This window comes from Polynucleobacter sphagniphilus (assembly GCF_029892205.1).
In the GTDB taxonomy this organism is placed as follows: domain Bacteria; phylum Pseudomonadota; class Gammaproteobacteria; order Burkholderiales; family Burkholderiaceae; genus Polynucleobacter; species Polynucleobacter sphagniphilus.
On the sequence record NZ_JARXVX010000002.1, the window covers coordinates 47,042 to 64,839 of the forward strand.

The following is a 17,798-nucleotide window of genomic DNA, read 5'->3' on the forward strand; positions in this document are numbered from 1 at the left end:
CGACATTATCGTCACTTCGTGTATTAAGGTCAGAATTATTAATTATTTGAAGAAAGATGCGCTCTTTGAGCGGTAGAATTTAAGAAAGCAATAAATCATGACCTGTAAATTAAACCCCTCCAAGCCGCGCCTCATCTTGTTCTGTGGCCATGCGGGCACGGGTAAGTCAACCCTGGCCAAGAAGGCACTTCCCATCATCATCAATAAAACAGGCGAAGACTTTTTCTTCCTGGACAAAGATACTGCCTATGGTGCATTTACAGCCCAAATGATGAAACTGACTACAGGCAACCCAAATGACCGCGATAGCCCCTATTACCTCGAGAACATGCGCGATTGGGAGTATTCCGGCTTGCTTGATATTGCACGAGAAAATTTAGCCCTTGGCGTCAATGTCATTCTTGTGGGTCCATTTTCAAAAGAGATACAAAGCAGAAAAATGTTTGAGGCTGGAGAACTTGGCATTCCAGAGGGCGTCGCCATTCAGGTGGCGTGGATTGATCTGAATGAAGACGAAGCCAAGCGTCGGATGGAGTTACGCGCAGATCCACGTGATGACTGGAAACTAAATCATTGGGATCAGTATGTGCAGCGCAGAATTGAACCACCCTCACATCCATCTTTACAACGTTTCAATAATCTCGAATTTGATGAGATGAAATTTCATCATTTAATTGATTTCCTGATCAAATAAATAAGGCCCGCAAGGGGCCTTATTTTTCAAAATAGGAATACCCTTCTTAGAACTTGTATGTCACACCAACAGCAGGCATCCAAGGATTCAAAGTGAGCTTACCGAGATTGCCACCACCCAAGTTATCAATATTGGTAGCCATCGTAGCGTATTTCACATCAAGATTTACGCCCCAATTTTTATCAAAGAAGTAGTCAGCGCCAATTTGACCCACCACTCCAAAGCTGGATTGATCAACCGTGACACTATTTTCCAAAGCTGGGAAATTTTGACGATTACCGAAGATGGTGTAATTAATACCGGCCCCAACGTATGGCACAAATGATCCAATCTCAGTGAAATGGTATTGAAGCAATAAAGACGGTGGTAGTGCGCTAATTTTTCCAGCCTGACCACCGCCTGCAGTGATATTGACTTGCTGCGGATATGACAACACCAATTCGGTTGCAATATTTTTAGTAAAGAAGTAGGTGACATCAAACTCGGGAATGACTTGGTTCCTTGCATTCACGTTTAGTGTCTGTGCAACACCGGATTGACCGTTATTCCAAAGCAGATCTACCGCCCGTACACGCACCATCCATGGATTATCATTTTCAGTGGACTGAGCCTTTGAAGTAATTGGAGCTAATGTGGCTAAAACTGCCATTGCTGCTACTAGAGTTTTAATACGCATGATGGTTTCCCCTTTGTGATCAATGTCGATGGAATGATTTTCGAATTGATCACTAAGAGAGAATTTGATTCAAATCAAATGCAAGTACCCTGCAATTTTTTTATTGGATGAAAAACAACGGTATTTTGTCTATTACTTGATACAGATCAAATTGAAGTTACTAATGCGATAAATAGTCAAGCGCAACCGCTTCGGCTACTTTAATACCATCGACCCCTGCAGACAAAATGCCGCCAGCATAGCCGGCCCCCTCACCTGCTGGATATAAGCCTTTGATATTCAGACTTTGGAAATCAACACCTCTCGTAATGCGTAAAGGTGATGAAGTTCTAGTCTCCACCCCTGTAAGCACAGCATCTTTGAGCGAAAAGCCCTTGATTTGCTTCTCAAATGCCGGAATAGCCTCACGAATTGCCTCGATCGCATAATCGGGCAAGCTGGGTGCTAAGTCGGTTAAATGTACGCCCGGTTTATATGAAGGTACGACCGCACCAAATTGAGTAGAGGCTTTACCCGCCAAGAAGTCGCCGACCAGTTGACCGGGGGCTTCATAGTTCGAGCCACCAAGCTTGTACGCCTTGGATTCAATGGCGCGCTGAAATTCAATACCAGCCAAAGGACCGCCGGGGTAATCTTCTGGAGTGATGCCTACTACTATGCCCGCATTAGCATTGCGTTCATTACGTGAATATTGACTCATGCCGTTCGTAACTACACGATTGGGCTCAGAGGTTGCAGCCACAACAGTACCGCCGGGACACATGCAAAAGCTATACACTGATCGGCCGTTTTTAGCGTGATGCACCAACTTATAGTCGGCCGCTCCGATTAAGGGGTTGCCGGCATGCGGCCCTAGGCGCGCCCTATCAATCAGTGACTGTGGATGCTCAATTCGAAAGCCTACCGAAAAGGGTTTGGCTTCCATAAATACGCCAGCATGATGAAGCGCCTCAAAAGTATCACGCGCACTGTGTCCCAAAGCTAGAACCACATGATTGGCGGGTAAGTCAGCTTGACCTTCAATTTTGACGCCTACGATCTGATTATTGGTGATATCAAAGCCAGTCACTTTGTGTAGAAAACGGATCTCTCCACCTAATGCAATAATTTCTTGTCGCATCTTCTCGACGACACCCACTAGGCGGAAGGTGCCAATATGAGGCTTGGCGACATATAGAATTTCCTCGGGTGCACCTGCTTTTACAAACTCATCAAGCACTTTACGACCGTAAAACTTAGGGTCTTTAATTTGACTATAGAGCTTTCCATCCGAGAATGTACCCGCCCCACCTTCACCAAATTGCACATTAGATTCTGGATTCAGTACATTTTTTCGCCACAGACCCCAGGTATCCTGAGTGCGCTCACGCACCGGCTTGCCGCGCTCCAGGACGATAGGACGGAAACCCATTTGCGCCAATAACAATGCTGCAAAGATTCCGCAAGGTCCAAATCCGATTACCACGGGGCGCAGAAAGTTTGACAAATTTGTTAGCGCTGGGTCTTTAGCAACAAAGTGGTAGCTAGTATCAGGTGATGGCCTAACATGAATATCGCCATCAAATTTTTCTAGAACTTTCGCCTGATCTTTTACCGAAACGTCTACTGTGTAGATGAAAGCCAATGCAACATTTTTTCTGGCATCGTAACTGCGCTTGAACACATTGAACCGAACCAACTCCTTGGGATCTATTTTTAGGCGTTCAAGGATGGCCACCTCTAGCGCCTCAGGGGGATGGTTAATGGGTAAACGCAGTTCAGTAATACGGATCATGAATTCCAACAATACGGTGCAATGGGGCTATTTTAGAAAATAATACTGCCTCTTGGGAGATTATTAGCTTTAAAGGCGATAATGCCTCATGGCTCTACGCGCAACCATCCACAAAGTCGACCTTCATGTCGCAGATTCTGATCGCCACTATTACGGCAGTCACTCTCTCACCATTGCCAAACATCCCTCTGAAACAGAAGAGCGCATGATGGTACGAGTCATCGCTTTTGCGCTGCAAGCCCACGAAGATTTGGTGTTTACCAAAGGCTTAAGCGATACCGATGAGCCAGATCTATGGATAAAAGATTTAACCGATGCCATCTCACTCTGGATTGAGATTGGGCAGCCAGATGAACGCCGCATTCTAAAAGCGTGCGGTAGAGCCGATCAAGTAGTGGTGTATTGCTATGGCGGCCATACTAGCAAGATTTGGTGGGATGCGATCGCCAATAAATTGAATCGTGCCCGCAATCTTCAGATCATTTCCATCCCAGCCGAACAAGCCAATGCATTAAATAGCTTAGTTGAGCGCAGCATGGTGATTCACGTCAACGTGCAAGATGGCGAGGCCTATGTATCATCTGATAAAGGTCAAGTCACCATCACTCCAGAAATGTGGCGTAACAAGCAATAAGCGCAGCATAAGCTCGGCAAATGCAATCTCTGGTTTTAGATACCAATATCCTGCTTGATCTCTTTGTATTTAATGATCCTGCAGTCATTCAGCTGAAAGAGGCCTTAATAGCGTGTCGATTCAAGGCATTTGCAAGCCAAGAGAGCCTTCTTGAACTTGCAGATGTCATTTCACGCCCCCTCTTTTCGCTGGAAGCTGCAAAGCAAAAAGACATCTTAGAGCAGTGGCAAGCTTTGACCTACACAATTGATCGAGCCGATTTGCACCCCGCTCCTTGGAAATGCAAAGACCCCGATGATCAAGTATTTCTAGATACCGCCTTTACAGTCCGCCCAGCAATTTTGATCAGTAAAGACTTGGCTCTCTTAGAGCTTGCGAATAAAGCCTCACAAGAGCATATTTTGATTACAAAAGACTGTAGTCAGCTTCCAGTTTAATTTGATTGCACCTGCGATTGCAGACCCTGAGCAGCCTGTGCAGCAAGCTCAAAAGAATGCAGGCGTGCGCGATGATCAAAAAGTTGGCCTGTAATGATGATTTCATTTGCGCCAGTTCGATCAAGCCAATGTTGCATGCCTTTTTGTACGGTATTCATATTACCTACAGTTGAGCATTCAAGCATCTGCATCATCCCCGCCTTTTCATGTGGCTCACAGAAGCCATCAATATCATCGATAGGGGGTGGCAACTGACCACGGGTATTACGACGCATGCGCACAAAATGCTGTTGCAAGCTCGTAAAGAGATGCCCAGCTTCGTCATCTGTATCGGCAGCCACCACATTCATTAAGAATGCCGCGTATGGTTTAGCCAATTGCGCTGAGGGTTTAAACAAAGTTCGATATGTATGCATTGCCTCCAGCAATTGGCTAGGTGCGAAATGCGAAGCAAAAGCATATGGCAATCCAAAATGGGCGGCTAATTGAGCGCCATATAAGCTGGATCCCAAAATCCAAATTGGCACATTCGTATCAGCACCAGGAATCGCTTTAACCGCCTGCCCTTCTTGTATGGGGCCAAAGTAATGTTGAAGTTCCCGTACATCTTGCGGAAAGCGGTCATCACCTCCGATCAAATCACGGCGTAAAGCTCTAGCAGTCATTTGGTCAGTACCGGGCGCTCGACCTAAGCCCAAATCAATCCGCCCTGGAAATAAAGAGGCCAAAGTACCGAACTGCTCGGCAATCACCAAAGGGGCATGGTTAGGCAACATAATGCCGCCTGAACCCACCCGAATGTGACTGGTTCCGGCAGCAACATGCCCAATCACCACTGCGGTTGCTGAACTAGCATTACCAGTCATATTATGATGCTCGGCCAACCAATAACGGGTATAGCCCCAACGCTCTGCGTGTTGCGCAACATCGAGCGTGTTGCGTAAGGCGTCAGCTGCAGTAAATCCCTGTGGAATGGGAGATATATCTAGAATGGAGTATGGGGTGGAATGAGCCATCCTAAGATCATACTGAGAAAGTACCGTTTTGACATGGGCACACATAAGATGGCAACCCCAGATGGTGGACTCTTTAAACCTGGAAGCACACTGCGACATGTAAAAACAGGCGGCTTCTACAAAGTCGTTTTGTTGGCTAATATCGAGGCAAGCTTAGAGCCAGCCTATGTATATGAATCCATGCAATCTCACGATTTTTGGATTAGACCCCAGCTTGAGATGGAAGATGGTCGCTTCGAAATCATATCGGAATAAAAATGACACAAGAAAACCAAGACCGAATTACAAATCTAGAAATTAAGATTAGTTTTTCAGAAGATCTCATCGAAAAACTCAACCAAACGGTTTACAAGCAACAGCAGCAAATTGAATTCCTCTATCGAGAATTAAAGGCCCTCAAAGAGCAGGCTGGCAGCAGCGGTAGTGGCGCTGCTAGTACTAACCCCCACGATGAAATCCCCCCGCACTATTAATCTACTGATACTATTTAGCTAGATTTACTTCAATCAAAGGGGATCGCATCATGACTAACTTAATGCCATTTTTAATTCAGTGGGGCTTAACATCTCTTTCACTATGGGTAGCTAGCTATATTTTTAGCGGCTTACGTTTTGCTGACGGCAATTCTTTAATCATCGCCGCCCTAGTGCTGGGCTTTGCCAACGCAATTGTCAAACCCCTTCTGATTCTGTTTACCTTGCCCCTGACCGTGTTGACGATGGGTATCTTTTTATTGGTCATTAACGCCCTGGTTTTAATGTTGGTTGCTGCGCTTGTAAGCGGCTTTACCATCTCGAGCTTCTGGACTGCATTCTTTGCCAGCCTCTTTATTTCGATTTTTAGCCTCTTTGTGGGTGGCTTAGTCTTTTAAGGCAGGATTAATTCATTCCTGGATAGATATCGGACCAGGGGTGCAGTGCATCTGCGCATGGCTGCACCTTAGTTGCCATAGACTTTGCATTCTCAGCAACAATCGTAGCGCCGCTAGTCAGAATGCCTAAGCCAATAGAAATCGCACTATTGACTACACTCTCTTTATTAATTGCTGTCTTTGGCTGCATCAGGGTACCCTGAATTTTAACCAGCCCACCCAAATCAAAACCCGTTGTCAGTCCCGATTTTTCATGGGGAGCAATACTAAGATCTACTTGCTCTGTTTTCAAATTGAGGCCCCCCGATAGAACAATATTGAGGCGATCTGTTTGCACTCCCACACTATTGGCAATGGATATCTGACCATTGCTAACGGGTAAATAAGCGACGGCGCACTCTAAAGTGGTTTGGGTCGTTTTTTTGCGCAGTGGGTTAACGGCATCCAAGAGAGTCACCACAAAATCACCGCCATCATTCAAAAAATTTGTACCCATAGTGGCCTGCCCTACAGTAAATTGAATTTTGCCACTGGAGCTAGCAAGTAATTGATGAACGCTTGCTCCAGCCCCCTTGAGATTAAATGCCATCTTGATTGGACCGCCTGTAGCCTTGTATTTGACATCCATGTTTTGCAATAAATTACCAAGGGTAAAGTTTTTTGCATATCCTTGAAGAGCAATGATTGGAACGGGGCCCTTAAATTGAGACAGAGTCCCCTTCACCTCGGCTAAACCAGCTCCCAATTGGAATGTCAATTTCTGTAGATCAATTTCATCACCCTCCATTTGCAGACTGGCATCAACATTTTGCAAAGGAAGTCGATCAGGCAATACCAGTTCCCCAATGTTTACAGTAATTTTTCCATTCACCTTTGGTAGTAAATCAAATGCAATTGGCTTAGCACTGAACAGATAAGGTGATGTGCTACTTGGTGATGGCTTGGTACTCGCAAGCCCTTGAGTAGAAGTGGTACGTGCCGCGCCAGCCAAAGGAATCAAGTCAAACGATTTAGAGCGCAAAGAAAAATTCAATGTGGGAATTTGTGCAGGCATTTTTTGGGCAGTGCCAGCAATCACAAGTGACTTACCATTCAAGCTCAGCTCCAGATTGGCATCCATTGTGGTTGGCCTCACATCCCAATCATTTATCAATTTATAAAGTTCACTTACTTTTCCTTTTACTCCGAGAGTCCAGCCGCTTGTCTTGAGCGCAAGATCGATATCTGTTTTATCCCAACTGCGAACCAGGGAAAGCTTGGGGATTTCATAAACCTGCTCAGCTTCACCGGCATTCTGAAAGTGGATGCGGGCATCCGTCACAGTGATTTCTTCAGGAGAATTGAGAGTGCCCACCCCCATATCGCCTTGATCGCTAGGAAGCCCTGAATTTGTATTCGAGTGCACTGAAGTTGGCGTCAGTAACCAATTTCCAGTGCCGTCTTTTTGGGTTTGAAGGTAAAGGTCTAGACCACTCAATTTGATATGGCCAATCTCGATGTTCCGCTTCAATAACGGCAGTAGCTTGATATCCAAATCGATCCGTTTTAGTTTGATCTCAGATTGAGATGCCCAAGAGGGATTACTTATGGAGACTTGCTCGGCCACTACACCCATAACCGGGAAAATAGACAAACTCACTGGGCCACCAATAGCGACATCTCGGCCGCTAGCCTCTTTAACAGAGGATTGAATCAGAGCAGTCAGGGCAACAGGATTAACAAAAGTACTGGCGTACCAAACTCCAGCGCCAATGAACAATATCACCGCGGCTAGCATGCCCAGAAGGATGGAGACCTTTTTATTCATCACTAATTAGATTCTAACTCCCAGCCCCTCCAAAAAGGATGATTGGCCTAGAATAGAATGAATCATTACAGAAAAACCACCCCCTTTTTTATACAAATGAATATCAACACAAATCCCCCTAAATGCCCTGCTTGCCAAGAGGACATGAGCTATCCCGATGGCCCTAACTATGTATGTGCGCAGTGTGGCCATGAGTGGCCCATTGCCACTGAAGCTGAGGAGATGGAAACTGGTTTGATCGTAAAAGATGCTAATGGCAATTTACTAGCTGACGGAGATACCGTTATCTTAATTAAGGACCTGAAGGTAAAGGGTTCCTCGACCACCCTGAAGGTGGGAACAAAAATCAAAGGTATTCGCCTTGTTTCTGGCGATCATGAGGTGGATTGCAAAACAGAAGCTGGAAATATGCTGCTTAAAGCCTGCTTCCTAAAAAAAGCTTAAGCGCTCGCCTTTTTTAAGATTGCATAAATCCGATCTTTAAGTAGTAACTTCTCTTTTTTAAGGTTCTCGATTTCTTCCGGAGTACTGGGTTCTTTGTGATCCTCCATCTTGATAATTTTTCCATCGAGCGCATTATGCTTATCGAACAAATGCGAAAAATGGCGATCAGATGTTTTTAATTTGGTAATTAATTCGCGATATTCAGGGAACATAAGTCTTTTTCCAGTTTAGGTTATTCACGACTACCTGGGTTCAGTGTAGCAAGTTCGAGATCAAATTCAATAGTCAAGGCAGCGCATAACAGGGAAGTTATGAAGAGCGCTTGATATTTGCAGGAAAACCCCCGCATACTAGTTAGAAAACAGTATAGAAAGTGCAGTAATATGATTGTGTATCAAGCAAATTAACTAGCAAAAGAAGGGTAATTAACCATGGCTACGAAAAAGTCACCAGCAAAGAAGAAAGTAGCTACCAAGGTGGTAAAAAAAGCCCCTGTAAAGAAAATTGCCAAAAAAGTTGTCGCCAAGAAAGTGGTAGCAAAAAAGGCGGTGAAGAATGTAGTAAAAAAACCAACTGCTAAAAAAGTTGCCGCCAAAAAGCCTGCAACTAAGAAGGCAGTTACAAAAAAAGTGGTCACCAAGAAACCAGCAGCTAAAAAAGTGGCTAAGAAGACTGCACCTAAAGCTACTACCAAAGCCCTCAAGGTAGATCAATACGGTCTAGAATCCGATGATGAGTTTTATGGCTTGTACTTTGCAAAGTCCACTAAAAAAGGCTTGGTAGAAGTAAAGCCATGCACCTTCTCGTTGATGTACTGGTGGAAAGGTCTGTTGGGCTATCCCGACATGATTGAGATCTCTAAGGACAGCAATACAGCAATGTTACAGTTTGAGTCCACCTTTGGTGGTGGCGATTCAGGCGAAACTGAATTAACTGAGAAAGACGTTTTTGACGTAGATCACATCATCGAAGTCGATGAAGATGAAATGATGATCTCCCTCTACTCTTACGTTCCGATCCCAGTGCCTGAGAAATTAATTGGTGCATTAGGCTTATCGATTCTCAATATCAACCCTGAAACTCGCTACGGTAGCCTGGAGATCTGCTCTACCGAAAATGAAGAAGGTGAAACAGAGCATTTCTTACGCTACCGCGCAGCAACTTACTTGCGCGGTATCAAATCTGGAAAAGTAGAGGCTATTGAGAGCATGATCACTAATGGCTCTGAATTTTTTGGCCTAGCGATCGATGCAATGTGCGTCAATAAGTCTATTAAGAAATGGCTTTTAAGCTAAGTCTTAGTAAGTGCAGTTATAGATGTAAGTATTTGGAAATCGATCATTCGATGTAGGGTGGGCTGTAACGATCGTTGCAGCCCTTTTTCCTAGTTTTTTACACTCCAATAATGCGGCCTCATGCGCCTCCGTATCAGTTGCGCCTTTGGGAGCATGCACTCCTACAGTGCCATCGGATTGACGATACACAGCAAAATCACTGACTGGCGTACTGCAAGCCAATAGAGTTTGCACTGAAAATCCAATCAATATGAAGTGATAAAAACGCATTAAACCCCCTAAAATAGTCATTATTTTATTCTCGCATCTTACCCTGTGGGCCTCCAATACAATGAAGAGCATATGGAAAATAACACTAAATTAGAGCGGGGTTTAGGCCAGCGCCAAATGGAAATGATTGCCATTGGCGGCTGCATTGGTACCGGCCTGTTTATGGGATCTGGAAAGACAATCTCCCTAGCTGGTCCGGGCATTATTTTTATTTATGCCGCCACAGGCCTCATTTTGTATTTTGTGATGCGCGCTATGGGTGAGCTACTGGTTCACAACCTGAACTACAAATCTTTTGTAGATTTTTCAGAGGATATTCTTGGGCCTTCTGCTGGGTTCTTTGTAGGCTGGTCTTATTGGTTTGCTTGGATTGTTGCCGCCATTGCTGAAATTACAGCAATCTCTGGATATGCCTCATTTTGGTGGCCTGATCTACCCCATTGGATTTCAGCTCTCTCTACCGTCGTTTTGCTTTTTACACTCAACCTCTTAAGTGTCCGTGCATTTGGTGAGCTCGAGTTTTGGTTATCCATCATTAAGGTGATCGCCATCATTGGCTTAATTGCTCTTGGTCTTTGGCTGGCTACCACCGGCTTTATCTCTCCAGAGGGAATTGCAGCCCGAGTCAGCAATCTCTGGTCTTACGGTGGATTCTTTCCACACGGAGTAAGCGGACTTTTGAATGGCTTGCAAACGACTATTTTTGCCTTTGCCGGCATGGAAATCATTGGGACGATGATGGCCGAAGCGGAACATCCAAAGAAGATGATTCCTGAAGCGATTCGAAAAATTCCTTGGCGCATCATGATTTTTTACATCGGTACCGTTACCGTACTGATGATTGTCACCCCGTGGGATGCCATCCCTTCCGATAAGAGTCCTTTTGTTGGTATGTTCTCCTTGGTAGGCATGATTGGGGCAGCCTCCGTAGTCAATTTTGTCGTGATGAGCTCAGCCACCTCCTCCAGTAATAGCGGTATCTTTGCCACCTCCCGCATGCTGTATGGACTGGCACAACAACACCATGCTCCAGCCATTTTTGGCAAGCTTTCTACTTACCAAACTCCTACAGTGGGCATCTACCTTGGTAGCGCCATCATTTTGATTACATCTTTGCTGTTGGCGACCAAAGACTCCATTATGGAAGCTTTTGATCTTGTCGGCACAGTTGCTGCTCTTATCTTTATCTTCATTTGGACCATGATTTTGATTTCCTATTTAGTCTATCGCCGACGCTTCCCTGAGGCGCATGCCAAATCTGAATTCAAGATGCCATTGGGCAGGGTCATGCCATACGTTTCGCTTGCTTTCTTTGGCGTCGTGCTTTATGCCCTCACGCTGAGCGAAGACTCACTGATTGCTCTCTATGTTTTACCAACCTGGTTTATTGGCTTGGGCTTGGTCTACTGGCTTAAAACGCGCCATAGCGATGCTCAAAAGAAATTGTTGTCCGATTACAAAGCCAAGGTAGCTCGCCAAAATAAAGCCGCGCAAGAATACCGCAATAAGCTACGTCAACACTAAACCCAACAACAGAATGTCTACATGATTTTTCAGATCCTTAACTTCCTATTACAAATTACCGTTAGCATAGTAGCGGGCGCCTGCATACTCCGCTGTTACTTGCAATGGCTAGGTTTTAATCTCGGAATCGGTCAAGGCAAATCGCTTGCTACCTATCTCCTACCAATTACCAATTGGCTGGTTCTGCCCTTGCGGAAAGTCACCCCAAGTGTTGGACGCTTAGATAGTGCCAGCCTATTGGCAGCTTACATCGTTGTCTTACTCAAGGCCATTGCCGTTGCCACTCTCATTAGCATTCCTCTTGAAGTGCTGCCGCTGCTGATATTTTCTTTGCTGGACCTTCTGCAGATGACTCTATCTGGCCTGATTGGGCTCGTTTTTGCTAGCGTTCTACTCTCCTGGGTTGGGCCTGGCTCACAAATGCAGATCATTTTAGGGATCTTAGTTGAGCCTGTACTGGCGCCAATTCGCCGCCGCCTCCCCAATTCGGGGGCCTGGGACCTTTCCCCGGTGGTTTTATTGGTGCTGCTACAAGTGCTGCAGATTGTTTTAAACAACCTCAAATAAAGCCGCCCCGCCCTCAGCGGCCCCTTGGGGTCTGGGCGATAATAAAAGATCATTTTTTACTATTTATACCGGAGCTTTAGACATGCCTGCTTACCGTTCAAAAACCTCAACTGCTGGCCGCAATATGGCGGGTGCCCGCTCTTTGTGGCGCGCCACTGGGATGAAAGATGGCGACTTCTCCAAACCAATCATTGCAGTAGTCAACTCCTTCACGCAATTTGTACCAGGGCATGTTCATCTTAAAGATTTAGGTCAATTAGTTGCTCGTGAAATTGAAGCCGCCGGTGGTGTAGCAAAAGAATTCAACACCATTGCGGTAGATGACGGCATTGCTATGGGCCACGATGGCATGCTCTACTCTCTCCCAAGTCGTGACTTGATTGCAGACTCAGTGGAATATATGGTCAATGCCCACTGCGCTGATGCGATGGTATGCATTTCCAATTGCGACAAGATCACTCCTGGAATGCTCATGGCTGCAATGCGCCTGAACATTCCGGTGATCTTTGTTTCTGGTGGCCCAATGGAAGCAGGCAAGGTGCGCTTAGCTAATCCTCAAACCCATGCAATGGAATTTAAAAAGCTGGACCTCATCGATGCGATGGTGATGGCTGCTGATGACAAAATTAGCGATGCTGATTTAGCGGAGATTGAACGTTCTGCTTGCCCCACTTGCGGCTCTTGCTCAGGTATGTTCACCGCCAATTCGATGAACTGCTTAACGGAGGCGCTTGGCCTGTCTTTACCTGGTAATGGCACGATGTTAGCAACCCATGCCGATCGTGAAAAACTCTTTAAACAAGCCGGTCATGTGATTGTGGATCTTTGCAAGCGCTATTACGAGCAAGAAGATACTTCAGTATTACCGCGCTCGATGGGTGTCAAGGCTTTTGAAAATGCCATGGCACTCGATATCGCCATGGGTGGCTCGACTAATACCATTTTGCATATCTTGGCCATTGCCCAGGAAGCCCAATTAGATTTCACGCTAGCCGACATTGATCGCATTTCTAAAGTTGTGCCGCAGCTGTGTAAGGTAGCTCCAAATACCAACAAATATCATATTGAAGACGTTCACCGTGCCGGCGGAATTATGGGCATCTTAGGTGAGCTTGATCGCGCTGGCCGCATTCATACTGAATTAGGCACCGTGCTTGGCAAGACCATGAAAGAAGTACTCGACGAGTGGGATATTGCCCGCAATCCCAGCGAAGCAGTGCAAACTTTTTATAAAGCAGGTCCTGCTGGTGTTCCAACGCAAACAGCTTTTAGTCAAGATACTCGCTGGCCAAGCTTGGATCTAGATCGTAAAGAGGGCTGTATTCGTTCTTTTGAAAATGCTTTTAGCACCCAAGGCGGTCTAGCAGTTTTGAAAGGCAATATTGCACTCGATGGCTGCGTCGTAAAAACAGCGGGCGTAGATGATAGCCTCCTAGTTTTTGAAGGCCCTGCTCATGTAGTAGAGTCTCAAGATGAAGCGGTTGAACATATTCTGGGTGACCTAGTGAAAGCGGGTGATATTGTGGTGGTGCGCTATGAGGGCCCTAAAGGTGGCCCAGGCATGCAAGAGATGCTCTACCCTACCAGCTACATTAAATCCAAGGGACTTGGTAAAGCTTGTGCCCTATTAACGGATGGTCGCTTCTCTGGCGGTACATCTGGTTTATCCATTGGTCACTGCTCTCCTGAGGCGGCATCGGGTGGCGCTATTGGCCTAGTCAGAAATGGTGATCGTATTCGCATTGATATTCCCAACCGCAGCATCAATGTATTGCTGAGCGATGAGGAGCTAGCCAAGCGCCGAACTGAACAAGATGCTCTAGGCTGGAAGCCAGCCCAGCCACGTCCGCGCCAGGTTTCTGCAGCCCTCAAGGCCTATGCCTTATTGGCAACTTCTGCTGATAAGGGTGCGGTACGTGATTTATCGATGCTTGGTTAATGAATACGGCTGACTGATATGGTCCATAAGATTGCCGCCACCAAACCAAACCCAATTGTAGAAATTGAAGTTTGGCGGCAATCCGATAAGACCTTCACAGTTGAACTAAGCTGGAGCTCAGGCTATGTCTTGGTGAATAAAGAACCCAAACTTCCAGAGTCTTACAACCCCACCCTGGGCATTGATGTAAACCTAGCATTTGATCCATTTGATGGCTCATTACATGATGCCTATGCCAAATACAGCTTTAGTGAAAATATTGCCCAAGGCGAACAAGAGTTAATGCTCAAGATGTATGAAGACTCTATGCATGAGGGCCTCACCTCTTTGGGCTGGAAGCAAGTAGAGGCGCAATGTTGGTTTTATGGTGAGCTAGAGGTCACCCCAGAGAGCTAGATTTAGCGGTCTTGATATTGCTCTGAAATTGCTTTAAAGCTATCTAGCTCTGACATAAAAGCATCCACCACCTCAGGATCGAAGTGGCTTCCCTTTTTAGATAAGATCTCATTGACAGCCTCATCATGGGTCCATGATTTTTTGTAGACTCGTTTGCTCACCAAGGCATCATACATATCTGCCAATGCCATAATACGAGCCTCAAGCGGAATAGCCTCGCCTTGTAAGCCACGTGGATAGCCAGAGCCATCCCACTTTTCATGGTGACCGCCGGCAATCCGAATAGCCTTGGCAACCATATCAGACTCCAAATCACGCTCCACATCTAAGGCGCCTAAAACGGATTCACCAATCAAGGTGTGGGTTTTCATAATGATCCACTCTTCATCAGCGAGCGGACCATCGCTCTTAAGCAAAATACTATCCGGTATCCCAATCTTGCCTATGTCATGAAGTGGTGCAGCCTTGACCATTAACTCAATGGATTCATCTGAAAGTTGCTCAATATATCGATCCTGGGTTCGTAGGCGCAACGCCAGCAATCGAACAAACTCTTGCGTACGCAGAACGTGGTTACCGGTTTCGTTATCACGGGCTTTTGCAAGGGCATTGAGCGTCGCCAAGTACTGCTTTTCTGATTGCTCTACTTTGCGATTGGCTGAATGCACTTTCATTAAATTGATTTCATGAATTAAGCTCTCTTTTTTCTGCCATTCAATCGAACCCATCAGCATGAGAAAAGCAATATATTGAATAATCCCCAGAATAAACAAAGGGGTGAAAGTAATAATATTGCCCATGCCGCCTTCATATGCGAAGCCAAGGCCGTAAAAGAGGGTTGCAATCATACGCAAGCCCCAGAAAAAAGCACCAACTAAAAAAATATAGCCTAATAAAGAAGCTAAATAGATTTTATTATTTTGACGATATCTAAATGCAAGCAGCCCCGTAAAAAGATTAATTAACATTCCAAAAAATGCGACTACACTGGTTTGATAACGGGGATCGTAATGATTGCTTACAAATATTAAGATACTTACCAGAGCAATAGAAGCGATGATGGCTTCAAAAGCGACCCATTTAAAAAAAATATTTTTCCCCAATAAACTACGGTAGGAATAATAAAAATAAACATAGGCCGCCATGTTGAAGGCGTTTCCCAAACGATGGGCGTGACCAATTGGCAACACATCTTTTAGCGCGATGAGGAAAGTGGCGGTACCAACCAAAATTGTGGCTATCGCCCAACTGGTAACAAAGGGTAGTCTTTCATTCTTAAAATGAAAATATAGTAATGCAGCCCCTGAGTAGGAAAAAAACCCATAGAAGATAAAGAGGGAGAAGATGATGTTGCCAGATAAACCCAAGAGCAATCTCCATGCTTTTTAATATTATTAGGACTACCCTACACGAAAATAATTTACCAGGAAAGAGGGATTAACCATATTGCTTTTTTTGGGCTATGTTCATGGGATTTCATTTAAACAGGCAAAGATCCCAAAGCTATTTATTAACCCTCAAGGCAGGGCAAAAACAAAGGATGCTATTTCTTGCTTGAGAGGGCTGAATTTAGGCTAACCCACTAAGTTTTACGCAGTTTTCCACTGTCTAATATCACTTCAATAAAGTGCTCGCCATAGCGCTCCAACTTAGCCTGACCCACTCCCCCGATAAGACTGAATAGCTCTAAGCTCGTAGGCGCACTTCTAACCATTTCTTGCAAAGTGCTGTCATGAAAAATCACATAAGGCGGAACCCCTTGTTCACGCGCCAATTCGGTACGCTTAGCCTTGAGTGCCTCCCAAAGGGTTTCATCGGCAATATTATTAAAGGGGTGCGTGGATCTTTTGCCTGTAACGGATTGATTCGCCTTATTCTTGGAGTAGCCAGTTTCTTTGCGCAACCAAACCTCTTGCTCGCCCCGTAATACTGGCAGGGCAATATGATCAACTAACTTTAAGCCGCCATGTAGGGCAATATCTGCATCTAGATAACCGCCTGCCACTAATTGCCGATAGACGCTACCCCACTGCGCTTGATTGAGCTCAGCGCCAATACCGAATGTGCTTACTTGCTCATGAAAGTACTGTTTCACTCTCGGCGTCACTTTACCGAGCAATACGTCAATCAAGTGGGTGACGCCAAAACGCTGACCGGTTCGGTAAACGCAAGATAAGGCTTTTTGCACTTCCTTGGTGGCATTCCAACTTACCACTGGCTCGAGACAGTTATCGCAGTTGCCGCAGCCCCCAGGATGTTGCTCTCCAAAGTATCTTAAGATTGCCTGATGGCGGCATGCAGTCGATTCACAATAACCTAACAAGGGATTTAACTTTTGGCGCTCCACACGCTTACGCTCTTCGGAGGCTTCGCCAGAATCGACCATTTGACGCAGGCTCACCACATCTCCTAAGCCATAGGCCATCCAAGCATTCGCAGGTAAGCCATCTCGCCCTGCCCTACCGGTCTCTTGGTAGTAACCTTCCATGCTTTTCGGGAGATCAAGATGGGCAACAAAACGGACATTGGGTTTATCAATACCCATACCAAAAGCGACTGTAGCCACCATAATGACTCCCTCTTCACGCAGGAAACGCTTCTGATTGGCACTACGCGTTTCTACACTTAAACCGGCGTGATAAGGCATGGCATCCCAACCTCGGTCTTTTAACCATTGCGCAGTCTCCTCTACGCCGCGGCGAGATAAGCAATAAATAATTCCAGAGTCATTGGCATGTTCAGCATCTAAAAAATGTTCTAACTGCTGTTTAGCACTATGCTTTTGCAGTACACGGTAGCGAATATTAGGTCGATCAAAGCTAGAGACAAACTGTTGGGCAGACTCTAGCGAGAGGCGCTCAACGATTTCAGCTCTAGTGGGCGCATCTGCAGTGGCAGTTAAAGCAATTCGAGGGACCTTAGGAAAGCGCTCATGCAACACGGTTAACTGACGGTATTCGGGACGAAAATCATGACCCCATTGAGAAACGCAATGCGCTTCATCAATTGCAAATAAAGCAATGCCAGGGCCCGTGCTCAGCCTATCAAGCATCGATAAGAAACCAGGATTCATTAAACGCTCAGGCGCGACATAGATTAAGTCCAGATCTCCAGCCAACAGTTGACTGATGACTTTTTGTGACTGGGCTGCATCCAGACTGGAATTGAGGTAGGAGGCCTTCACACCAAGTTGGGTTAAAGCATCAACTTGATCTTGCATTAATGCAATTAAGGGCGAAACCACTACCCCAACGCCACGTCTTACAAGTGCGGGGATTTGATAGCACAAGGACTTGCCAGCGCCCGTAGGCATTAGCACCAGCGCATCTCCACCGGCTACGACATGCTGAATAATCGACTCTTGTGCACCCCGGAATTGATCAAACCCAAACATATCATGAAGGACTTGGTGACTCGATTGCAACTGAAATGCTCCTTAATATGATGGGCTCAA

At 45.7% G+C, this 17,798-nt stretch carries 20 protein-coding genes; 12 read left to right on the forward strand and 8 right to left on the reverse strand.

Annotated features, from left to right (window positions below; translation table 11 throughout):
- The first annotated feature begins 97 nt into the window (after positions 1-97).
- Positions 98-694 carry a P-loop nucleotide/nucleoside kinase family protein gene (locus tag M2125_RS04580; protein WP_076024240.1) on the forward strand — a complete coding sequence of 199 codons (597 nt, stop codon included), beginning with the start codon at positions 98-100 and terminating at the stop codon, positions 692-694.
- A 46-nt stretch (positions 695-740) separates the two neighbouring features.
- Here the strand turns inward: M2125_RS04580 and M2125_RS04585 are convergent, their stop codons facing one another.
- Together M2125_RS04585 and M2125_RS04590 are read right to left on the reverse strand one after the other, a co-directional pair.
- Positions 741-1,370, reverse strand: a complete 630-nt coding sequence (locus M2125_RS04585; protein ID WP_280742563.1) for an OmpW/AlkL family protein — start codon at positions 1,368-1,370, stop codon at positions 741-743.
- A 160-nt stretch (positions 1,371-1,530) separates the two neighbouring features.
- A complete protein-coding gene (locus M2125_RS04590; protein WP_280741955.1) occupies positions 1,531-3,144 on the reverse strand; it encodes an NAD(P)/FAD-dependent oxidoreductase in 1,614 nt (537 codons plus the stop codon).
- 88 nt (positions 3,145-3,232) lie between these two features.
- Between M2125_RS04590 and M2125_RS04595 the strand changes: the two genes are divergently transcribed.
- Both M2125_RS04595 and M2125_RS04600 read left to right on the forward strand, forming a co-directional pair.
- Positions 3,233-3,778: a YaeQ family protein gene (locus tag M2125_RS04595; RefSeq protein WP_076024242.1), complete on the forward strand. Its 546-nt coding sequence runs from the start codon at positions 3,233-3,235 to the stop codon at positions 3,776-3,778.
- Between the two features lie 20 nt (positions 3,779-3,798).
- Entirely contained in the window at positions 3,799-4,215 is a 417-nt protein-coding gene (locus tag M2125_RS04600; protein WP_076024243.1) for a putative toxin-antitoxin system toxin component, PIN family, read from the forward strand.
- On the opposite strand, the gene M2125_RS04605 is transcribed toward M2125_RS04600, so the two are convergent.
- Positions 4,212-5,231 (reverse strand): LLM class flavin-dependent oxidoreductase, encoded by a 1,020-nt coding sequence (locus M2125_RS04605; protein WP_076024244.1) that lies wholly within the window; start codon positions 5,229-5,231, stop codon positions 4,212-4,214. The genes M2125_RS04600 and M2125_RS04605 overlap by 4 nt on opposite strands.
- Here M2125_RS04605 and M2125_RS04610 point away from each other — a divergent pair.
- Genes M2125_RS04610 through M2125_RS04620 form a run of 3 tightly spaced genes read left to right on the forward strand, consistent with a single transcriptional unit; the run spans position 5,223 to position 6,102 of the window.
- Entirely contained in the window at positions 5,223-5,486 is a 264-nt protein-coding gene (locus tag M2125_RS04610; protein ID WP_233126732.1) for a hypothetical protein, read from the forward strand. The two genes, M2125_RS04605 and M2125_RS04610, sit on opposite strands and share 9 nt — an antisense overlap.
- A 2-nt stretch (positions 5,487-5,488) precedes the next feature.
- Positions 5,489-5,704, forward strand: coding sequence for a SlyX family protein (locus M2125_RS04615; RefSeq protein WP_076024245.1), 216 nt, complete (start codon positions 5,489-5,491; stop codon positions 5,702-5,704).
- Positions 5,705-5,751: 47 nt separating this feature from the next.
- Positions 5,752-6,102 (forward strand): phage holin family protein, encoded by a 351-nt coding sequence (locus M2125_RS04620; RefSeq protein WP_076024246.1) that lies wholly within the window; start codon positions 5,752-5,754, stop codon positions 6,100-6,102.
- A gap of 7 nt (positions 6,103-6,109) precedes the next feature.
- On the opposite strand, the gene M2125_RS04625 is transcribed toward M2125_RS04620, so the two are convergent.
- Entirely contained in the window at positions 6,110-7,909 is a 1,800-nt protein-coding gene (locus tag M2125_RS04625; protein WP_280742564.1) for an AsmA family protein, read from the reverse strand.
- A 96-nt stretch (positions 7,910-8,005) separates the two neighbouring features.
- Between M2125_RS04625 and M2125_RS04630 the strand changes: the two genes are divergently transcribed.
- The gene (locus M2125_RS04630; RefSeq protein ID WP_280742565.1) at positions 8,006-8,353 is read left to right on the forward strand and encodes a zinc ribbon domain-containing protein YjdM; all 348 of its coding nucleotides are present in this window, start codon (positions 8,006-8,008) and stop codon (positions 8,351-8,353) included.
- Here the strand turns inward: M2125_RS04630 and M2125_RS04635 are convergent.
- Positions 8,350-8,565: an HP1242/YdcH family protein gene (locus M2125_RS04635; protein ID WP_076023619.1), complete on the reverse strand. Its 216-nt coding sequence runs from the start codon at positions 8,563-8,565 to the stop codon at positions 8,350-8,352. The two genes, M2125_RS04630 and M2125_RS04635, sit on opposite strands and share 4 nt — an antisense overlap.
- A 219-nt stretch (positions 8,566-8,784) precedes the next feature.
- Here M2125_RS04635 and M2125_RS04640 point away from each other — a divergent pair, with 219 nt between their 5' ends.
- Positions 8,785-9,648, forward strand: coding sequence for a hypothetical protein (locus M2125_RS04640; RefSeq protein WP_280742566.1), 864 nt, complete (start codon positions 8,785-8,787; stop codon positions 9,646-9,648).
- Positions 9,649-9,651: 3 nt separating this feature from the next.
- Here M2125_RS04640 and M2125_RS04645 read toward each other — a convergent pair whose 3' ends face one another.
- Positions 9,652-9,939 carry a hypothetical protein gene (locus M2125_RS04645; RefSeq protein ID WP_233126639.1) on the reverse strand — a complete coding sequence of 96 codons (288 nt, stop codon included), beginning with the start codon at positions 9,937-9,939 and terminating at the stop codon, positions 9,652-9,654.
- Between the two features lie 51 nt (positions 9,940-9,990).
- Between M2125_RS04645 and M2125_RS04650 the strand changes: the two genes are divergently transcribed.
- The 4 genes from M2125_RS04650 to M2125_RS04665 all read left to right on the forward strand — a co-directional run bounded on the left by M2125_RS04650 (position 9,991) and on the right by M2125_RS04665 (position 14,344).
- Positions 9,991-11,442, forward strand: coding sequence for an amino acid permease (locus tag M2125_RS04650; RefSeq protein ID WP_076023617.1), 1,452 nt, complete (start codon positions 9,991-9,993; stop codon positions 11,440-11,442).
- 21 nt (positions 11,443-11,463) lie between these two features.
- Complete coding sequence (locus M2125_RS04655; protein WP_280742567.1) at positions 11,464-12,009, forward strand: YggT family protein; 546 nt, start codon at positions 11,464-11,466, stop codon at positions 12,007-12,009.
- A gap of 82 nt (positions 12,010-12,091) precedes the next feature.
- Positions 12,092-13,948 (forward strand): dihydroxy-acid dehydratase, encoded by a 1,857-nt coding sequence (gene ilvD, locus M2125_RS04660; protein WP_076023615.1) that lies wholly within the window; start codon positions 12,092-12,094, stop codon positions 13,946-13,948.
- Positions 13,949-13,966: 18 nt separating this feature from the next.
- The gene (locus M2125_RS04665) at positions 13,967-14,344 is read left to right on the forward strand and encodes a hypothetical protein (RefSeq protein ID WP_280742568.1); all 378 of its coding nucleotides are present in this window, start codon (positions 13,967-13,969) and stop codon (positions 14,342-14,344) included.
- A 2-nt stretch (positions 14,345-14,346) separates the two neighbouring features.
- On the opposite strand, the gene M2125_RS04670 is transcribed toward M2125_RS04665, so the two are convergent.
- Both M2125_RS04670 and recQ read right to left on the reverse strand, forming a co-directional pair.
- Positions 14,347-15,711, reverse strand: a complete 1,365-nt coding sequence (locus tag M2125_RS04670; protein WP_280742569.1) for an HD-GYP domain-containing protein — start codon at positions 15,709-15,711, stop codon at positions 14,347-14,349.
- A 215-nt stretch (positions 15,712-15,926) separates the two neighbouring features.
- On the reverse strand, positions 15,927-17,768 hold the full coding sequence (gene recQ / locus M2125_RS04675) for a DNA helicase RecQ (RefSeq protein ID WP_280742570.1): 1,842 nt from the start codon (positions 17,766-17,768) through the stop codon (positions 15,927-15,929).
- Positions 17,769-17,798: the final 30 nt, after the last annotated feature.